The sequence below is a fragment of the Halalkalicoccus sp. CG83 genome, assembly GCF_037081715.1.
Lineage (GTDB): Archaea > Halobacteriota > Halobacteria > Halobacteriales > Halalkalicoccaceae > Halalkalicoccus > Halalkalicoccus ordinarius.
On the sequence record NZ_JAZDDH010000002.1, the window covers coordinates 659603 to 677200 of the forward strand.

Here is a 17598-nt window from a genome sequence, read left to right on the forward strand (position 1 = left end):
ATAATCTTGCGTCGCGACCTATCGCCGCGCCGGCACGTGCGTGAGCAGCTGTGCCGTGTCGCGGACGTTGTGGGTGTCGACGAACAGCTCGGCGGCCTCGCGGACGGCGAACGCCGCCTTGATCTCGACGCCGTAACACCGGGCGTAGAGCTCGAGCCAGGCGTTGAGCGCGCGTTCGAGCGCGTCGTGCTCCGCCTGCGAGAGACGCTCGCCGTTCGAGCGAACCTCGATGTAGCGCTCGAGCACCGGCCACAGCCCCTCGCGGAGGTACGCTAGCGCTCGATCGTCGGGATCGGCGGGCGCCTCGAACGTCCGCCGTTCCTCGCGGGCGCGTTCGAGGAGCGCGTCGACGTCGCCCCTGTCAGGATCCGTACCCGGACTGCTCATCCCTTGCGGAACTCGACGCCCTTGCCGCCCCGTGGATGTTCCCACTTCGTGTCGGCGACGATCGCACAGGTACCGCATTCGACACAGGGCTGGGTGTCGAGGCTGACCAGGCGTTCCTCGTTGCCGTTGGTCTGCACGACCTCGTCGCGGTAGCAACCGCCGCCGAAGTCCCGCGCGCTGACCGGACACGCCGTCACCGCGGCGCCGCTGGCCTCGTAGGACTCGTCGAGCAGCTCGATGTGTGGGTTGCCGACGTCGGTGTCGTAGGTGAGCTCGCCGATCCGGTCGGCGAGGCTCGGCGGCTCGATCTCGTTCGTTCCCTCGACCGGTTCGCCGAGCTCCTCGGCGATCGCGCCCGGCAGCGTCACGTACGGTGTCGCGGTGTCGGGCACCATCATCGAGAGATACGGCGAGCTGTAGAGCCGTTCGAGTCCGTTCGCCCGCGAGAGCGCGCGGATGCCCAGGCGACCGACCGAGGACTCGACGAGGCGGTCGGTGAGCCTCGAGGCCGGCCCGCTCCCGCCGAGCGCGTTCGCGGCGTCGTAGCGCCTGGGCCGGAGCTTCGCCATCACGCCCTCGTCGTCCAGGCGTGCGGCGTAGCGCTCGCCCGCCGTGTGGGGCTCGCCGCGGAGCTTCGCCTCGACGAACGCCTCGGCGGCGAGCGCGCCCGCCGTCACGGCGTGGTTCATCCCCTTGATGATCGGCCCCTGAGCCTGCATCTGGCCGGCTGCGTCGCCGACGAGGACGAGTCGGTCCTCATGCGGCGCGCGGTGGGCGACCTTCTTCGAGTCGGGCACCAGCTTCGCGCTGTACTCGCGCTCGTGGTACTCCTCGTCGAGCCACTGACCCAGCAGCGGGTGGGTGAGCAGCGCGTCGAGCAGCTCGTGGGGTTCGGCCTCCTCGGCCACCAGCGAGTCGAGGTGGAAGACCGTCCCGATCGACAGCGAGTCCTCGTTCGTGTAGAGGAAGCCCCCGCCGCGGACGTCCGAGAAGAGGTCGCCCGAGAACAGGTGGGCCTCGCCCTCCTCGGGGCTGATATCGAAGCGCTCGTCGACGTCGGGCAGGTCGACGACGGCCTTCACTCCCTGGAACCACTGTTCGGGCTCCTCCCAGTCCATCAGTCCGGCGTCGCGCGCGAGTTCGCTGTTGACGCCGTCGGCCGCGACGATCAGATCCGCACGAATGGGATCGAGTTCGTCGCAGGTGACGCCGACGATCTCCCCGTCTGCTCGCGGGCTCTGCCCGCTCGCACGGTCCGAGGGACGCACGATGCGCCCCTCGCTATCCTCCCGGAGCAGGCCGTTGACCCGGACCTCGGTCAGCAGGCCGCCGCCGGTTTCCCGGGTCATCTCGTGGACGCGCCGCGCGAGCCACGAGTCCATCCTCCGGCGGAGCACGGCGTCGGACCACTCGGTGTCGTGCTCGTGAAGGTCGGTGATGTCGAACGTCTTCACCTTCTCGCCCGCGACGTTGTGGAGGTAGTAGTCGGTTATCGGGCGTTCGGCGGCCTCCTCGCGAAAGTCGGGGAACAGCCCGTCGATCGTGTACGGTGCGGACTCCTCGGCGTAGAGCAGCCCGCCCGAGACGTTCTTCGAGCCGGCATCGACGCCGCGTTCGAGCACCAGCGTCTCGACGCCGTTTCTCGCGAGCGTCGCCGCCGCGGCCGCGCCGCCGGGCCCGCAACCGACGACGACCGCCTCGTAGTGTTCGTACTCCTCGGCGTCCTCACTCACGTCGGTCGCCTCGCCGCGGTCGAGCGCCTCGGCCGGCGCGTCCTCGGTCTTGTCCTGCGGGCCGGTATCGCTCACGTCGTTCGCGTTCGTCATCAGTTCTCACCTCCTCGTCCGTCCGCGACCGCCTGGAGCTCGAGTTCGCCGCGTTCTACCGCCTCGGTCAGCTTCGGCAGCACCTCGAAGAGGTCGCCTTCGATGAAGTAGTCGGAGAAGTCACGGATGTCGGCCTCGGGGTCGGTGTTGATCGAGACGATGGTGTCGGACTCGTCCATCCCGACCTTGTGCTGGATCGCGCCGCTGATCCCGGCGGCGATGTAGACGTCGGGTTCGACGACCTGCCCGGTCTCGCCGATCTGGCGCTCCTCCTTCGTGTACTGCTCGACGTGGCCCTCGAACTGATACGAGGAGGTGACGATCCCGCGGGTGATGCCGAGGTCGGCGTCGTCGAACGCGTCGACCAGGTCGAGGCCGAGTTCGACCCCCTGCGTGGGATCGTCGCCGATGCCGCGTCCCAGTGCGACGATCACCTCCCGTCCGGTGAGGTCGACGCCGCCCTCGAGGCGGTCGTGATCCTCGACCGTCACGCGGAACCAGTCCGAGGAGAGCGTCGCGTCGAACTCGACCACCTCGCCCTCGCGCTCGGGGTCGGGTTCGGGCATCTCGAAGCTGCCCGGGATCACCGATGCCCCCTGCGGGTGGAACTCCCGGTCGGGCGCGTCGAGACAGAGGATGGTGGAGTACTCGAACCCCGAGAAGTCGGGTCGTTTCATGTGGAGGACGCGCTCGAACTCCTTCTTGTCGCCCGCTTCGCCGGTCTTCGCCGGATTGGAGATCACGGTCTTCTCGATGTAGAGACCGGAGCAGTCGCTCGCGAGCCCGGAGTCGAGTTCTCCCTGTACCTGCGCCGAGAGGTCGCGACCGTTGTTCGTCGCCGGGAAGAGCGCGTAGCGGGGCTCGTCGTACGGCTGCTCGTCGGCGTCCTCGTCGCCCTCGATCGTCTTCCAGTCGGCGTCCGCGTCGTCCCCGTGGTTCGGCGATCCGGCGCGCGCCATCTCGCAGAACACCTCGGTGTAGGGCTTGTGGTAGAAGCGCTCCAGCCGGGGGTCCTCGGTATAGACCGCGACGTCCGCGCCGTAGGCGATCGTCTCCTCCGCGATCCCCTCGGCCTCGTCGCCGATCACGACCGCGACGACGCGTTCGGCCTCGTCGTACTCGTCGTTGTACTCGTCCATCAGCTCGCGGGCCTTCCCGAGCATCTCCCGCGAGACGTCGATCAGCTCGCCGCGCTGGGTCTCACAGTAGACCCACATGTCGCGGTAGACGCCGTCCGTGAGCGCGGAGACGTACTGCTTGTCCGCGGTAGGGTGGTCGAGGTCGGGGTGTTTCTCCTCGGGCGAGAGCCGTTCTCGCTCCTCGCCCTCCTCGCTGCCCCGGACCGAGTCGAGCTGCTGTTCGATAAGCCGTTTGGCGGTCTTTCGGTCCTGGCCCTTCTTCTCCTCCTCGAGCAGCACCTCCAGTTCGTCGACGTCGTCGACCTTCCGGATCAGATTGCCCAGCTCCGCGACGGTGTGCGCCGAGGGGTCGACCTCGCCGGCGTCCTCCTCCTCGTCCTCGGCCTCGACCCTCTCGATCCGGCTGACCAGCAGCGTCTTCACGTCCTCGCGGTTGGGTCCGCCCTCCTCGAGTTCGAGCATCTCCTCGAGCTCGTCGAGCTCCTCTACTTCCCGCACCTTTGGGCCGAGCTCCGCGATCTCGTACTCTCGCGGATCGAGATCGACCACGTTCAGTCACCCCCCGCGGCCGCCCGGCCGCCCTCGGCGTACGGAAGCAGCTCGTCGAGCACCTCCCCCATCCTCGACTCGTCGTCCGGCTCGACCATCGTCGCCTCGCGCTCGGAGGGGGGTTTCGGGATCGGGTCGACGCCCGAGACGATCGTCGGCGAGCCGTCGAGCCCGATGTAGTCGGGATCGAGGTTCAGGTCCGCGTGGTCCCAGGTCGTGAGGTGGTCCTCGTGGGACTTCGCGCGCTCGGTCGTCTCCTCGCGGAGGTCCTTGTGGGTGAGACGGTGCTCGGCTCGACGGTAGACGGGCTCGAACTCGGGGTCGGTGACGATCACCGCCGGAAGCGGCGCCTCGACGGTCTCGATCTCCTCGATGTCCCCCTCGACGAGCCGTTTCGCCCGGACGGTGCGTTCCTCCTCGTCGACGTCATCAGAACTCCGCGAGTTCTGATTGCCAGTCGAGGTTCCCTCGACGACGTCGAGCGCGATGACGTGCGTGAGGATCGGCCAGTCGAGACACCAGCAGGCCTGCGGCCCGGTGTGGCCGGTCTCGCCGTCGGCGGTCTTGAACCCCGCGAAGACGAGGTCGGGCTGCTCGCGCTGCTCGGCGACCTTCTCGATCCCGGTCGCGAGCGTGATCGCCGTCGCCCAGGTGTCCGCGGCGGCCATCTCCCGGTCGGAGAGGAGGTAGAGCTCGTCGGCGTAGACCGAGCGCATCGCCTCCTGGAGGATCTCGCCGTAGCCCGGCGGGCCCATGCTCATCACCGCCGCGGTACCGCCGTGTCTGACCTTCGTCTGGAGGGCCGCCCGCAGCGCGAACTCGTCGTTCGGGTTCATCACCGTCGGCGTCTTCCCGCGCTCGAGGTGGCCGTCCTCGTCGAACGAGACCGCGCCCTCGCTGAAGTCCGGTACGCCCTTCGTTAGCGTGATCGTGTACATCGATGTCGTGTTTTGGTGGTGTTGGTGTTCTGGCGTGCTGTCGTGGGGCGGTTCGTCCTCAGCTGCGTCCCGCGCGGCCGGCGTCGACGTCGATGGCGTCGACCGGGCAGACGTCGACGCAGAGCATGCAGTCGATGCACTGGGCCTCGTTCGTCGGATCCGCCTTGATCTCGCTCTCGGAGTGGTCCGGCGTGTCGACCCACTCGAAGACGTCGACCGGGCAGTCCTCCAGACACGCACCGTCGGCGATGCAGATGTCGAAGTCCACGGCGACGTGCGTACCGTGGATTCCTAGCTGCTCTGGCTCGTCGACCGGGCCCCAGACGTCGTGGCCTCGATGGGTGTCTACCTTCTCTCGGTTCTGTTCGAACGAGGAGTCAATGGGCATTGCTATCTGTTTCCATAATCGGGGCCGACTTAAATCGCTCGCCGAACCTCATCATTCATCGTCAGATACGGTCCCGTCGTCGACTTCTCGCTCGGTCGGACGGCCGTCGCGGCGACGCACTCCTCGGCGATCGTCGGCCGACCTACTGGGGCGAGCCGTCGGGATCGGGCTCGGAGGGCATGACTCCGGTCTGGACCTCACCGCGGGCACGGATCGTCCCGTCGACCACGGCATCGCGGGCGAGTTCGAGGTGCTCACAGGAGATGTCGCCCCAGACCCGGGCGCCGTCGGCGACGGTGACGGTGCCGCTCCGGGTGGTCACGTCGCCGTGGACGACGGTCCCCGCCGCGACGTCGATGTCGCCCCTGGCGCGGAGGCTGCCGAAGATCTCCGTCTCCTCGTCGACCGTGACCGACTCCGCGCGGATGTTGCCGTGGAGCCGGCAGTCCCGCCCGATGCGGGCGGGCGCCGACACTCGCCAGGCGTCGTCGGAGACGGTCGCCCCCTGCGGAACGGTGAGCGGGTCGGACTCGTCGTCCTCGTCGAACAGCTCCTCGACGAGCTCGCCGGCGGCGTCGTCCTCGCCGATCCGGAGCAGGTGCGTGAGGTACATGAAGAGGAAGACGATCGTCGGCATCGGGTTGCGGATGACGATCCAGCCGCTGGCCTCGAACCCCTCGGCGATCTGGACGTCGTCGCCGATGTCGAGGTCGCCGCCGACGACCAGCCGTCCGTCGATCTCGACGCGCTCGCCGAGGTAGGCGTCGCCGCCGACGAGTACGTCGTCCGCGACGGTACACCAGGTGTCCAGCCGGCAGTCGCCCTCCGCCTCGATGTGGCCGCCGAAGCGGGTGCGCTCGCCGGCGACCACGTTCCGTCCACGAACGCCGAACTCGATCGTACTCTGGCCGCCGACGAGGACGTCGCCGTCGACCACCAGGTCGTGTTCCTCGACGACGGTTCCGGCGGGGATCGCGAGCTCCGAGAGAGGGTCCGGTCGGAGTGACACGATCACCTCTGAGCGACCCTCCTGCATAAACTTCCCGTGCTCGTCCGCCGCGCGTCGGACGATACCGTCTTGTTCCGGGAGGTCCTCGCCCGAACCATGACGACGCTATCGATCGACGGTGAGGGCGTCGACGTAGTCTACGAGGGAACCGAGTTCCGTCTCGAACGCGAACTGATCGAGGAGGCCACACAGAAGCGTTACTGGGACGTCACCGACCACGAGATCCTGCAGATGGTCGAGAAGGACCCTGCCCTGCGCGGCGAGCCTCGACGGGTCGGCGACATCGTCCAGTAGAGTTTAACCGATCCCTCACGACCGTCGACTATGGACCTCGCGACGTTCGACCACCCCGTCTGGCGCACCGTCGGCGGCACCCTGCTCGGCTACGGTATCGTCCTGCTCGTGATGACGCTGGTGCTGTTCCTCCTTCCCTACGCCGTCTTCGCGCTCTGAGCTGCGGCTCGGCGAACGATCGACACGGAGAACGGCAGAACGAGGCGTGGCCGGGAGGTTACGCGAACGTCTTCGAGACGTCCTCGTCCTCGTCCTCGGCCTGGATCTTCTCCCAGGCGGCCTCGAAGTCGGCCATCCGGACCTCGGTGCGGTCGTCGCGGATCGCGAACATGCCGGCCTCGGTGCAGATCGCCTTGATGTCCGCGCCGCTGGCCTCCTCGGCCTCGTCGGCGAGCGACTCGAAGTCGACGTCGTCGGCGACGTTCATGTTGCGGGTGTGGATCTCGAAGATGAGCTTGCGACCCTCCTCGTCGGGCTTGGGCACCTCGATGAGTCGGTCGAACCGACCCGGCCGGAGGATCGCACGATCGAGCATGTCGAAGCGGTTGGTGGCGGCGATGATGCGGATCTCGCCGCGGTCCTCGAAGCCGTCCATCTCCGAGAGGAGCTGCATCATGGTACGCTGGACCTCGGCGTCGCCCGAGGTCTTCGACTCCGTTCGCTTCGAGGCGATCGCGTCGATCTCGTCGATGAACAGCACCGCGGGTTCGTGGGCACGGGCGACCTCGAAGAGGTCACGAACCAGCTTCGCGCCCTCGCCGATGAACTTGTGGACGAGCTCGGAGCCGGCCATCTTGATGAAGGTGGCGTCGGTCTCGTTGGCGACGGCCTTCGCGAGCATCGTCTTGCCGGTGCCCGGCGGGCCGTGCAGCAGGACGCCGCTCGGCGGGTCGATCCCGACCTTCTCGAAGGCGTCGGGCTTGAGAAGCGGCATCTCGACGGTCTCGCGCACCTCGTTCATCTGTTCGTCGAGCCCGCCGATGTCGGCGTAGGTGACGTCGGGGCTCTCCTCGACCTGCATCACGCGGGCGCGCACGTCGGTCTCGCTGTCGAGGGTCTTGACGATCGACAGCGAGTTGTTGACCGCGACCCGGCTGTCGGGCTCGATCTCGGCGCGCATCTCCTCGGTGACCTCGGTGAGCGCCTCCTGGTTGTTGCCGTGCTGTTTGATGATGACGCCCTCGTCGGTGAGCTCCTGGACGGTGGCGACGAACAGCGGAGACTGCTTGAGCTTCTTGTTCTCGTGGGTCAGCCGCTCGAGCTTCTGCTGGTACTTGTTGTTCTCGGCGTTCGCGTCGAGCAGCTTGTCGCGCATCTCCTCGTTCTGGTCCTCGAGGACCGTGAGGCGCTCGCGCAACGACTCGATCTTCTCCTGCTTGGAGGTGTCCTCCTCGTATGGCAGGTCGATGTCCTCTACCGTGTCGGTCATTGCGACGTTGTAGGTCGCTGGTTCATAAGAGGTTTCGGGTCGACCCAACCGGACGGCCCATTCCTAAGGGTAATAATCACAAACAGGAAATATTATCACGCTGTATTCGCTATCGATCGGTAATGAGTGCACCAGAGGCGGTGTCGACGGAGCGGACGGACGAGACGGGCTGGGAGGCGGTCCGGGAGCTGCCCCCGAGCGCGAAGCTCGTCGCGAAGGTGCTCGAGTACAACGAGACGCTGACCCAGAGCCAGCTCGCCGAGGAGACGCTGCTTCCTCCACGAACCGTTCGCTACGCGCTGAACCGGCTCGAGGAGGTCGACGTCGTCGAGTCGCGGTTCTCCTTCTCCGACGCCCGCAAACGGCTCTATACGCTCTCGATCGACTCGCGCTGAGCCCCCGGTTCGTGCCCCTCGCTTCGCGGCTCGTCCGCCGAGTTTCGTTCGGACGACGCCTCCACTGAGCTTATACGCGCCCCGCGCGAACGGCGGGACATGACGCGGGTCATCCACACGGGCGACACCCATATCGGGTATCGCCAGTACCACTCGGCCGAGCGACGGGCCGACTTCCTCTCCGCCTTCGAACGCGTGATCGAGGACGCGATCGACGCCGAGGTCGACGCCGTCGTTCACGCGGGCGACCTCTTTCACGACCGTCGTCCCGACCTCGGAGACCTGCTGGGCACGCTCGACGCCCTCCGGACGCTCGATGACGCCGGGATCCCCTTCCTGGCGGTCGTCGGCAACCACGAGGGAACCCGGGAGGGCCAGTGGCTCGACCTGTTCGAACGTCTCGGGCTCGCCACCCGGCTCGACGACTCGGGCACCGAGATCGGCGAGACCACGTTCTACGGGCTGGATCACGTCCCGCAGTCCCGGCGCGAGGAGCTCGAGTACGCGTTCGAGCCGCCGAACACCGAACACGCCGCGCTGGTCACCCACGGGCTGTTCGAACCCTTCGCCTACGCCGACTGGGACACCGAGGAGCTGCTCGAACGCTCCTCCGTGGCGTTCGACGCGATGCTGCTCGGCGACAACCACCACCCCGACCGCGCGCAGGTCGGGGAGACGTGGGTCACCTACTGCGGTTCGACCGAACGAACGAGCGCCGCGGAACGCGACGACCGGGGCTACAACCTCGTCACCTTCGGTTCCGAGGACGGATCGACGGGCGACGACGTCCACATCACCCGTCGCGGCCTCCCCACCCGCGAGTTCGTCTTCGTCGACGTCGAACTCGGCGAGGGCAAGGGCGCAGAACGCGTCCTCGAGCGGGTCGGTCAGCACGACCTCGCGGACCGGGTCGTCGTCGTCACCGTCGAGGGCGAGGGGAACGCGATCACGCCCGCCGACGTCGAGTCGTTCGCTCGCGACCGCGGCGCGCTGATCGCTCGGGTGAACGACGCCCGCGAGATCGAGGCCGAGGGCGACGTGACCGTGAGCTTCGCGGACCCAGACGCGGCGGTCCGGGAGTCGATCCGCGATCTGGGGTTGAGCGAGGCCGCGAGCGACATCGACGAGACCGTCCGCGCGAGCAAGGTCGCCGACTCGAACGTCCGCGAGACGGTCGAGGAGCGGGTCCGGACCCTGCTCGAGGAGGATCCCGACGCCTTCGACGGTGGAGAGATCGGACCGTCCGAGGACGAGACGGCGGCCGACGAGCCGGCCGATCCCGACGGGACCGGAACCGACGTCGCCGAAACCACCGAGGTCGCGGAGGACGCCGCCACCGACGGCATCGAGAACGCGAACGTCGGGACCGTCGACGCCGAAACCGCGGAGAACGCCGACGACGACGGCGTCCACGACGTCGAGGCGGCGGAGGTCGCGGAGGGGCCCGGCGGCACGGGCGACGGCCAGTCCTCGATGGAGGAGTACCTGTGAGGTTCGAGCGCCTCCGCCTCGAGAACTTCAAGCCCTACGGCGAGACCGACCTACACCTGGATCGGGGCGTGACGGTGATTCACGGGATCAACGGCAGCGGGAAGTCCTCGCTGCTCGAGGCGTGTTTCTTCGCGCTCTACGGCGCCTCGGCGCTGGAGGGCACGCTAGAGGACGCCATCCGAAACGGCGCCGAGGACGCCGAGATCGAGCTATGGTTCGCCCACGACGGCGAGTCCTACCGGATCGAGCGGCGCCTGCGGCTGTCGGGCGAGCGTGCCCAGACCGCGAAATGCGTCCTCGAGACGCCCGACGGGACCGTCGACGGCGCCCGCGACGTCGAGGCGTTCGTCGAGGATCTCCTGCGAATGGACGCCGACGCGTTCGTCAACTGCGCCTACGTTCGCCAGGGCGAGGTGAACAAGCTGATCCACGCGACGCCGGGCGAGCGCCAGGACATGATCGACGACCTGCTCCAACTCGGCCGTCTCGAGGAGTACCGCGAGCGCGTCAGCGAGGCCCGGCTGGGCGTCAGCGACGTCCGCTCGGACGTCCAGGGGCGGCTCCACGAGCTCGACTCCCAGATCGAGGAGAAGGAGGAGCGCGACCTCCCGGCCACGCTCAACGAGCTCGAGAGCGCGCTCAACGAGGTTCGAGCGGAGATCGAACGCTTCGAGACGAACGAGGAGAACGCCGAACGCGCTCGCGAGGAGGCGATCGAGACCCTCGAGGAGAGCGAGGAGACCCGCGAGGAGCTCTCGGAACTCGAGGAGTCGATCGAGGAGCTCCGCGGGACGATCTCCGGGACCGAGGACGACCGCGAGCGACTGGGCGAGCGCCTTCGAGAGCTACGCGAGCGGATCTCGGAGCTCGAGTCGACCCGCGACGAACGGCGAGCGGAGACCTCCCTCGAGCCGGGCGCCGACGCCGCCGCGGTCGATGAGCGCCTCGACGCGCTCGAGGACGACCACGAGGAGCTTCGCGAGTCGATCCGCGAGCGAAGCGTCGAGAAACAGCGCGCGTCGACGGAGGCGGACTCGCGGGCCGAACGGGCCGAGGAGCTCGACTCGCGGGCCGAACGGACCCGCGAGGAGCGCGAGGCGCTCGAGGAGGAGATCGAGGAAGGGAAGGACGCGCTCGAGGAACGCCGCGAGGCGCTCGAGGAACTGGACGAGGAGATCGAGCGTCGGCGCGAACGATTCTCCGAGGCACCGGTCGAGCCCGGCGGGGCCGACGACTGGTTGGCCGAGCTCCGCGAGGAGCGCGAGACGCTCCGCGAACGCGAGACGGAGCTGCGGGCCTCCCTCGAGAGCGCCCGCGAGGCGGTCTCCGAGGGCGAACGACTGCGGGAGGCGGGCAAGTGTCCCGAGTGCGGCCAGTCGGTCGAGGGCTCGCCACACGTCGACGCGCTCGAGGACCGGCGCGAGCGCGTCGAGGAGCTCGAGTGCGACCTCGAAGCGCTCCGCGAGGAACGCGAGGCGATCGAGGACCGGATCGATCGAGCCGAGTCGCTCGCCGAGGCCGAGACCGGGATCGAGCGCCGACGCGAGCGCCGCGAGAGCGTCGAGGAGCTCCTCTCGGATCGTCGCTCGGCGTTGGCGGAGAAGCGCGACCGGATCGAGGAGTTCGAAGAACGGGCCGCGGAGCTCGAGGAGGAGGCCGAGGAGGCCCGCGGGGAGGCGGTCGACGCCGACGAGCGAGCGACGACCCATCAGGAGCGGATCTCGGAGCTCGACGAGGAGCGAACGGCCCTGACCGAGCGGATCGAGCGCCTCGAGGCGCTCTCGGAGACGATCGAGGAGCTCGAGGACGCCCGCGACGAGCTCGAGTCGGTGCGTGAGCGTCGCGAGAGCCTCGCGACGCTCAACGACGAACGACGCGAACGCCTCGCGGAGAAATGCGACCGGAAGCGAGCGCTCGAGGTGGAGTACGACCCCGATCGAATCGAGGAGGCCGAGGCGAACAAACGAGAGGCCGAGGAGTACCTCGAGAAGGTCCGCGAGAAGCTCGCGGAGCTCGCCGAGCGGGAAAGCGAGCTGCGCGACCGGATCGGCGGCGTCAGAAACGAGCTCGACGCGCTCGACGCGCTCCGTGAGCGCCGCGAGACCGTCGCCGAACGACTCGACGCGCTCGACTCGCTCTACGGCGAGGCCGAACAGCTCCAGGGGATGTACGCGCGTCTGCGTGCGGAGCTCCGCCAGCGAAACGTCGAGCATCTCGAGCGGATGCTGAACGAGACGTTCGACCTCGTCTACCAGAACGACGCTTACGCCCACATCGAGCTCACCGGCGAGTACGAGCTCACGGTCTACCAGAAGGACGGCTCGCCGCTCGATCCCGACCAGCTTTCCGGGGGGGAGCGCGCGCTGTTCAACCTCTCGCTGCGGTGTGCGATCTACCGGCTGCTCGCGGAGGGGATCGAAGGGGCGGCGCCGATGCCGCCGCTGATCCTCGACGAGCCGACGGTCTTTCTCGACTCGGGGCACGTCTCGAAGCTGGTCGACCTGGTCGAGTCGATGCGCGACATCGGCGTCGAGCAGATCGTCGTCGTCAGCCACGACGACGAGCTCGTGGGGGCGGCCGACGAGCTCGTGACGGTGAGGAAGGACCCGACGACGAACCGCTCGACGGTCGAGCGCGGCGACGAGCCGCTACTCGCCGCGGAGTGAGGAGAGGGCCTCGGTCGTGAGGTCGGTCGTTCCGTAGCCGCGTTCGCCGCCCACGTCTCGTTCCTCGATCAAGCCGGCGGCGCGCAGTTCGGCGAGCGTGCCGTGGAGGTCGCTCTCGCAGAGGGCGTCGATCCCGAGCAGTTCGCGGGCCGACAGCGGACCGCCCGACTCGAGGACGAGCAGGAGCCCCAGGGTGCGGTCGTCGTGGACGGCGCTCACCAGCCGTCTGATCGGCTCGTCGACCTCCGCGGCGGCCGTCTCGAGCACGGATTCGCCCTCCGCCGGGGAGAGCTCGCCGTTGTCGAGATACCGCTCCTCGCCGGAGTCGGGATCGCGAACCAGGCTCGACTCGCCCGAGCGTTTGAGCAGGAGATATCGCGTGCCGCTCTCGTCGGTGACCGTTCGCATGTCCCCACGTAGCGTCGCGGGCCGGTTAGCCGTTGTCGTCCTCGTCCTCGCCGAGCGATCGGGGATCGATCCGACGATATCGGTAGACCCCGCGCCCGAGCGCGAGCAGACCGGCGGCGAGCAGGCCGCCCCCTAACCGGAGTCGTCCCTCGAAGACCAGCAGCATCGCGCCCAGGCTCGCGGCGAGCAGTCCGACGTTGAACAGGAGGACGAGCTTCCAGAACGTGCCCAGAAGCTCCTTCGAGGTCCCCTCGGGCCCGAGGAGCCCCCCGCTCGAGGTAGCGTCGGGGACGTCGGGACCCAGGTCGGGCTCGTCGGGTTCGTGTTTCGATCGCTCGTCGAGCTCGTCGGGAAGCACGCTCGAACGGTCGATCGGCGCGAGCAAAAGCGGTTCGACATCGAGGGCGGGACGGGATCCGCGGGTCGGGCGTTCAGACCTGGTCGGGCAGCGAGACGCTGTGGTTCGCCTTCACCCACGCGAGCGGGTTCCGGACGTCGTAGAAGACGATGCCCTCGGTTGTCTCGTACGTCTCGACGGACTCGACCGCGTCGAGCTCCGTGCGTTCGTCGTCGGCGTCACCGTGCTGGCCGTGATCGGCGCTTGACATCGTCGTCACCGATACCTGGTATGTGTTAGCACGATATATGTCTTGTTGCTCCGTCGGTCGTTGCCAGCATCGACGAGCGAAGCGGAGAATCGGCCGACGAACGCTCGAAGCCGGCGGTTCGCGGGGGACGAACCACGAAGGGTTTTAGCCCCCGATGTCCAACTCACGCGATATGAATCAGTCGGAGCAGTCGGGTCTCTCCGCGTACGCGGGCGCCTCCGAGGACGAGGAGCGGCCGGCCGCCGAGGCACGGGCCGTCGCAGGCAACGGCGGCCAGCAGGGGGAGGTCGTCGACCTCGACGAACGACGGTTTCCCCCGACCGAGGAGACCGTCGAGATCGGCATCACGCAGGTGAACTACACCGTCGAGGAGACCACCGACGGCGAGCGCCCGATCATCCACGTCTTCGGACGTACCGACGAGGGCGAGGCCGAACACGTCCGCGTCTACGACTTTCGCCCCTACTTCTACGCGCCGACGGCGACGCTCGACGACGGGAAGCTCGAGGACGGACGGATCACCGGCAGCGAGGAGGGTTACGAGTCGATCCGGGGCGAGGCGCTGACGAAGATCTTCGGCCGGACGCCGCGGGACGTGGGGGCGATCCGCGACCGGTTCGACCACTACGAGGCGGACATCCTCTTCCCCAACCGGTTCCTGATCGACACGGGGATCAAGAGCGGCATCCGGGTTCCGGAGCGTCGCGAGAACGACGGAGACGGCCCGCTCCGCGTCCACCACGAGGAGGTCGAGGTCGCCGACCTCCAGGTCGACCCGTGCGTCCACACGTTCGACCTCGAGGTCGACGACCGCTCGGGATTCCCCGAGGAGGGCGAGGAACCGATCGTCTGTCTCACGAGCCACGACTCTCACCGGGACGAGTACGTCGGCTGGCTCTACGTCGCGCCCGAGGGGGCTGGGGCGTCGCCCGCGGAGCTTCCGGACTACGCGCCGATCACCGACGACGCCGAGATCGAGATCCGGGCGTTCGACCGCGAGGAGGCGATGCTCGACGCCTATCTGTCCTACATCGAGGAGACGGACCCCGACGTGCTCACCGGCTGGAACGTCGACGACTTCGACGCGCCGTATCTGATCGACCGGCTGGATCGCCTCGACGGCGGTGCGGAGGAGGACCTCTCGATGGAGCGCCTCTCGCGCGTGAACGAGGTGTGGCGAAGCGACTGGCAGGGACCCAACGTCAAGGGCCGCGTCGTCTTCGACCTGCTCTACGCCTACAAGCGCACGCAGTTCACCGAGCTCGACTCCTACCGGTTGGACGCGGTGGCGGAGACCGAACTCGGCGTCGGCAAGGAGCGCTACGCGGGCGACATCGGCGACCTCTGGGAGCAGAACCCCGAGCGCCTGCTCGAGTACAACGTCCGTGACGTGGAGCTCTGCGTGGAGATCGATCGCCGCCAGGACATCGTTGCCTTCTGGGACGAGGTGCGCACGTTCGTCGGCTGCAAGCTCGAGGACGCCCCGACGCCCGGCGACACCGTCGACATGTACGTCCTGCACAAGGTCCACGGCGAGTTCGCGCTTCCCTCGAAGGGCCGGGTCGACGCCGAGGAGTACGAGGGCGGCGCCGTCTTCGACCCCATCACCGGCGTGAAGGAGAACGTCACGGTGCTCGACCTGAAGTCGCTGTACCCGATGTGCATGGTGACGATCAACGCCTCGCCCGAGACCAAGGCGGGCCCCGACTACGAGGGCGAGACCTACCGCGCGCCCAACGGCATGGAGTTCAAGCGCGAACCCGACGGGATCATCCGGTCGATGGTCGACGAACTGCTCTCCGAGCGCGACGACAAGAAGGCGCTCCGTGACGAGCACGCCCCCGGCGACGCCGAGTTCGAGATCTACGACCGCCAGCAGGGCGCGGTGAAGGTGATCATGAACTCGCTGTACGGGGTGCTCGGCTGGGAACGCTTCCGACTCTACGACAAGGACGTCGCGGGTGCGGTGACGGCGACGGGCCGGGAGGTCATCGAGTTCACGGAGCGGTCGGCAAACGAGATCGACTACGAGGTGACCTACGGCGACACCGACTCGATCATGCTCGAACTCGGCGCCGACGTCGGAAAGGAGAGCGCGATCGAACAGTCGTTCGAGATCGAGGAGCACATCAACGCCTCGTACGACGAGTTCGCCCGCGAGACGCTGGACGCCGACGAGCACCGTTTCGAGATCGAGTTCGAGAAGCTCTACCGGCGGTTCTTCCAGGCCGGCCGGAAGAAGCGCTACGCGGGCCACATCGTCTGGAAGGAGGGCCAAGACGTCGACGACATCGACATCACCGGCTTCGAGTACAAGCGCTCGGACATCGCGCCGATCACCAAGCGGGTCCAGAAGGACGTGATCGAGATGATCGTCCTCGGGGAGGACCTCGAGAACGTCAAGACGTACGTCCACGACGAGATCTCCGACTTCCTCGAGGAGGAGATCTCACTCGACGAGATCGGCATCCCCGGCGGGATCGGAAAGCGCCTCGACGCCTACGACACCGACACCGCCCACGTCCGCGGCGCGAAGTACGCGAACCTGCTTCTGGGGACGAACTTCACCCGCGGGAGCAAGCCCAAACGGCTCTACCTGAAGAAGGTCCATCCCGCCTTCTTCAGGCGCATGGAGGAAGAGCAGGGGCTCGACCCACAGCGCGATCAGCTCTACCGGGAGTTCAAGCGGAGCCCCGACGTGATCTGTTTCGAGTACGCAGACCAGATCCCCGAGGAGTTCAAGGTCGATTACGACAAGATGCTCGAGAAGACGCTCAAGGGCCCGATCGCTCGCGTGCTCGAGGCGCTCGACATCTCGTGGGACGAGGTGAAGTCGGGCCAGCAGCAGACCGGCCTGAGCAGTTTCACGTAGTCACGTGTTCACGCGTAGCGAACTAATCTTCCCGATTCGAAAATCGATTGGTGCGGGATACGAAAGCATTATGGGCGCCACAGCCGTCCCTCTAGCCGACTGAGGAAGCCACCATGGCAACACTTGAACTCAAAAACCTACACGCGGAAGTCGCAACCGACGAGGAGGCCGAGAAGATCCTCAACGGGGTGAACCTGGAGGTAGAATCCGGTCAGATACACGCGCTGATGGGCCCCAACGGCAGCGGGAAGTCCACCACCGCGAAGGTGATCGCCGGCCACCCCGCCTACGAGGTCACCGAGGGCGAGGTGCTGATCCACCTCCGGGAGGACGAGTTCGGCGAGGACTTCGAGATCCCCGAGGACAAACGCACGTGGAACCTGCTCGAACTCGAACCCAACGAGCGTGCCGCGCTGGGCGTGTTCCTCGGGTTCCAGTACCCCGCGGAGATCGAGGGCGTGACGATGTCGAACTTCCTCCGAACGGCGGTCAACGCCAAGCTCGACGAGCGCGAGGAGCTGTTCGAGGACGACGACGAGGAGGAAGCGGAGGAGCGAACCGAGTCCGAGGACACCGGCTTCGACACCAGCCCGATGGAGGGCGAGGCCGACGAGGGCGAGCTGGGCGTCGCGGAGTTCCAGCAGCTCCTCTCGGAGAAGATGGAGATGCTCGACATGGACGAGAAGTTCGCCCGTCGCTACCTCAACGCCGGTTTCTCGGGCGGCGAGAAGAAGCAGAACGAGGTTCTGCAGGCGGCTCTCCTGGAGCCCTCGATCGCGGTGCTCGACGAGATCGACTCCGGGCTCGACATCGACCGTCTGCAGGACGTCTCGAAGGGGATCAACGCGCTGCGCGACGAGCAGGGCACCGGGATCCTCCAGATCACCCACTACCAGCGGATCCTCGACTACGTCAAGCCCGACCGCGTCCACGTCATGCTCGACGGCGAGATCGCCATGAGCGGCGACGCCGAACTCGCCGAGAAGCTCGAGGACAAGGGCTACGACTGGGTCCGCGAGGAAGTCTACCAGACGGCCTGAACAGCGCGCCAATCATCCCATACATACAACAATGAGCTCAGAAGAACTCACCAAGAACCAGGAGCGCTTCGACCACAAGAACGAGGAACGCAGCGCCCTGCGCAGCGAGAAGGGCCTCACCGAGGAGGTCGTCCGACTCATCAGTGAGGACAAGGACGA

At 67.4% G+C, this 17598-nt stretch carries 17 protein-coding genes; 7 read left to right on the forward strand and 10 right to left on the reverse strand.

What is annotated here, in order from left to right:
* Positions 1-18: 18 nt before the first annotated feature.
* The 6 genes from V0Z78_RS17010 to V0Z78_RS17035 all read right to left on the reverse strand — a co-directional run bounded on the left by V0Z78_RS17010 (position 19) and on the right by V0Z78_RS17035 (position 6236).
* Positions 19-387 (reverse strand): hypothetical protein, encoded by a 369-nt coding sequence (locus V0Z78_RS17010; RefSeq protein ID WP_336345863.1) that lies wholly within the window; start codon positions 385-387, stop codon positions 19-21.
* The gene (locus V0Z78_RS17015; RefSeq protein ID WP_336345864.1) at positions 384-2213 is read right to left on the reverse strand and encodes an FAD-dependent monooxygenase; all 1830 of its coding nucleotides are present in this window, start codon (positions 2211-2213) and stop codon (positions 384-386) included. Before V0Z78_RS17015 ends, V0Z78_RS17010 begins: the two co-directional genes overlap by 4 nt.
* The gene (locus V0Z78_RS17020; protein ID WP_336345865.1) at positions 2213-3901 is read right to left on the reverse strand and encodes an electron transfer flavoprotein subunit alpha/FixB family protein; all 1689 of its coding nucleotides are present in this window, start codon (positions 3899-3901) and stop codon (positions 2213-2215) included. Before V0Z78_RS17020 ends, V0Z78_RS17015 begins: the two co-directional genes overlap by 1 nt.
* A 2-nt stretch (positions 3902-3903) precedes the next feature.
* Entirely contained in the window at positions 3904-4839 is a 936-nt protein-coding gene (locus tag V0Z78_RS17025; RefSeq protein ID WP_336345866.1) for an electron transfer flavoprotein subunit beta/FixA family protein, read from the reverse strand.
* Positions 4840-4897: 58 nt separating this feature from the next.
* Positions 4898-5227, reverse strand: a complete 330-nt coding sequence (locus tag V0Z78_RS17030) for a 4Fe-4S dicluster domain-containing protein (protein WP_336345867.1) — start codon at positions 5225-5227, stop codon at positions 4898-4900.
* 142 nt (positions 5228-5369) lie between these two features.
* Positions 5370-6236 (reverse strand): polymer-forming cytoskeletal protein, encoded by an 867-nt coding sequence (locus V0Z78_RS17035; RefSeq protein WP_409338747.1) that lies wholly within the window; start codon positions 6234-6236, stop codon positions 5370-5372.
* A 96-nt stretch (positions 6237-6332) separates the two neighbouring features.
* Between V0Z78_RS17035 and V0Z78_RS17040 the strand changes: the two genes are divergently transcribed.
* Entirely contained in the window at positions 6333-6530 is a 198-nt protein-coding gene (locus V0Z78_RS17040; protein WP_336345868.1) for a DUF5800 family protein, read from the forward strand.
* A gap of 30 nt (positions 6531-6560) precedes the next feature.
* Entirely contained in the window at positions 6561-6689 is a 129-nt protein-coding gene (locus V0Z78_RS17045; protein WP_336345869.1) for a hypothetical protein, read from the forward strand.
* Between the two features lie 58 nt (positions 6690-6747).
* On the opposite strand, the gene pan1 is transcribed toward V0Z78_RS17045, so the two are convergent.
* Complete coding sequence (gene pan1, locus V0Z78_RS17050; RefSeq protein WP_336345870.1) at positions 6748-7959, reverse strand: proteasome-activating nucleotidase Pan1; 1212 nt, start codon at positions 7957-7959, stop codon at positions 6748-6750.
* 122 nt (positions 7960-8081) lie between these two features.
* Between pan1 and V0Z78_RS17055 the strand changes: the two genes are divergently transcribed.
* The 3 genes from V0Z78_RS17055 (at position 8082) to rad50 (ending at position 12511) form a co-directional block, all read left to right on the forward strand.
* Positions 8082-8354, forward strand: coding sequence for a MarR family transcriptional regulator (locus V0Z78_RS17055; RefSeq protein WP_336345871.1), 273 nt, complete (start codon positions 8082-8084; stop codon positions 8352-8354).
* Positions 8355-8453: 99 nt separating this feature from the next.
* Positions 8454-9845 carry a DNA double-strand break repair protein Mre11 gene (gene mre11, locus V0Z78_RS17060; protein WP_336345872.1) on the forward strand — a complete coding sequence of 464 codons (1392 nt, stop codon included), beginning with the start codon at positions 8454-8456 and terminating at the stop codon, positions 9843-9845.
* On the forward strand, positions 9842-12511 hold the full coding sequence (gene rad50, locus V0Z78_RS17065) for a DNA double-strand break repair ATPase Rad50 (RefSeq protein WP_336345873.1): 2670 nt from the start codon (positions 9842-9844) through the stop codon (positions 12509-12511). The genes mre11 and rad50 overlap by 4 nt, the downstream gene beginning before the upstream one ends.
* On the opposite strand, the gene V0Z78_RS17070 is transcribed toward rad50, so the two are convergent.
* The 3 genes from V0Z78_RS17070 to V0Z78_RS17080 all read right to left on the reverse strand — a co-directional run bounded on the left by V0Z78_RS17070 (position 12494) and on the right by V0Z78_RS17080 (position 13527).
* Positions 12494-12919 (reverse strand): DUF7346 family protein, encoded by a 426-nt coding sequence (locus tag V0Z78_RS17070; RefSeq protein WP_336345874.1) that lies wholly within the window; start codon positions 12917-12919, stop codon positions 12494-12496. The genes rad50 and V0Z78_RS17070 overlap by 18 nt on opposite strands.
* A 25-nt stretch (positions 12920-12944) precedes the next feature.
* Complete coding sequence (locus tag V0Z78_RS17075; RefSeq protein WP_336345875.1) at positions 12945-13277, reverse strand: DUF7322 domain-containing protein; 333 nt, start codon at positions 13275-13277, stop codon at positions 12945-12947.
* A 73-nt stretch (positions 13278-13350) separates the two neighbouring features.
* Positions 13351-13527, reverse strand: a complete 177-nt coding sequence (locus V0Z78_RS17080; protein WP_457852012.1) for a DUF7331 family protein — start codon at positions 13525-13527, stop codon at positions 13351-13353.
* A gap of 172 nt (positions 13528-13699) precedes the next feature.
* Between V0Z78_RS17080 and V0Z78_RS17085 the strand changes: the two genes are divergently transcribed.
* On the forward strand, positions 13700-16399 hold the full coding sequence (locus V0Z78_RS17085; protein WP_336345876.1) for a DNA-directed DNA polymerase: 2700 nt from the start codon (positions 13700-13702) through the stop codon (positions 16397-16399).
* A gap of 113 nt (positions 16400-16512) precedes the next feature.
* The gene (locus V0Z78_RS17090; RefSeq protein WP_336345877.1) at positions 16513-17439 is read left to right on the forward strand and encodes an ABC transporter ATP-binding protein; all 927 of its coding nucleotides are present in this window, start codon (positions 16513-16515) and stop codon (positions 17437-17439) included.
* Positions 17440-17598 lie beyond the last annotated feature (159 nt).

What these genes read in the sequence shown, in the direction of transcription:
- pan1 (WP_336345870.1), bottom strand. Translation starts at nt 7,959, where the DNA reads ATGACCGACACGGTAGAGGACATCGACCTGCCATACGAGGAGGACACC.
- V0Z78_RS17040 (WP_336345868.1), top strand. Translation starts at nt 6,333, where the DNA reads ATGACGACGCTATCGATCGACGGTGAGGGCGTCGACGTAGTCTACGAG.
- V0Z78_RS17045 (WP_336345869.1), top strand. Translation starts at nt 6,561, where the DNA reads ATGGACCTCGCGACGTTCGACCACCCCGTCTGGCGCACCGTCGGCGGC.
- mre11 (WP_336345872.1), top strand. Translation starts at nt 8,454, where the DNA reads ATGACGCGGGTCATCCACACGGGCGACACCCATATCGGGTATCGCCAG.
- V0Z78_RS17070 (WP_336345874.1), bottom strand. Translation starts at nt 12,919, where the DNA reads ATGCGAACGGTCACCGACGAGAGCGGCACGCGATATCTCCTGCTCAAA.
- V0Z78_RS17015 (WP_336345864.1), bottom strand. Translation starts at nt 2,213, where the DNA reads ATGACGAACGCGAACGACGTGAGCGATACCGGCCCGCAGGACAAGACC.
- V0Z78_RS17025 (WP_336345866.1), bottom strand. Translation starts at nt 4,839, where the DNA reads ATGTACACGATCACGCTAACGAAGGGCGTACCGGACTTCAGCGAGGGC.
- V0Z78_RS17090 (WP_336345877.1), top strand. Translation starts at nt 16,513, where the DNA reads ATGGCAACACTTGAACTCAAAAACCTACACGCGGAAGTCGCAACCGAC.
- V0Z78_RS17055 (WP_336345871.1), top strand. Translation starts at nt 8,082, where the DNA reads ATGAGTGCACCAGAGGCGGTGTCGACGGAGCGGACGGACGAGACGGGC.
- V0Z78_RS17085 (WP_336345876.1), top strand. Translation starts at nt 13,700, where the DNA reads ATGAATCAGTCGGAGCAGTCGGGTCTCTCCGCGTACGCGGGCGCCTCC.
- V0Z78_RS17030 (WP_336345867.1), bottom strand. Translation starts at nt 5,227, where the DNA reads ATGCCCATTGACTCCTCGTTCGAACAGAACCGAGAGAAGGTAGACACC.
- V0Z78_RS17010 (WP_336345863.1), bottom strand. Translation starts at nt 387, where the DNA reads ATGAGCAGTCCGGGTACGGATCCTGACAGGGGCGACGTCGACGCGCTC.
- V0Z78_RS17080 (WP_457852012.1), bottom strand. Translation starts at nt 13,527, where the DNA reads ATGTCAAGCGCCGATCACGGCCAGCACGGTGACGCCGACGACGAACGC.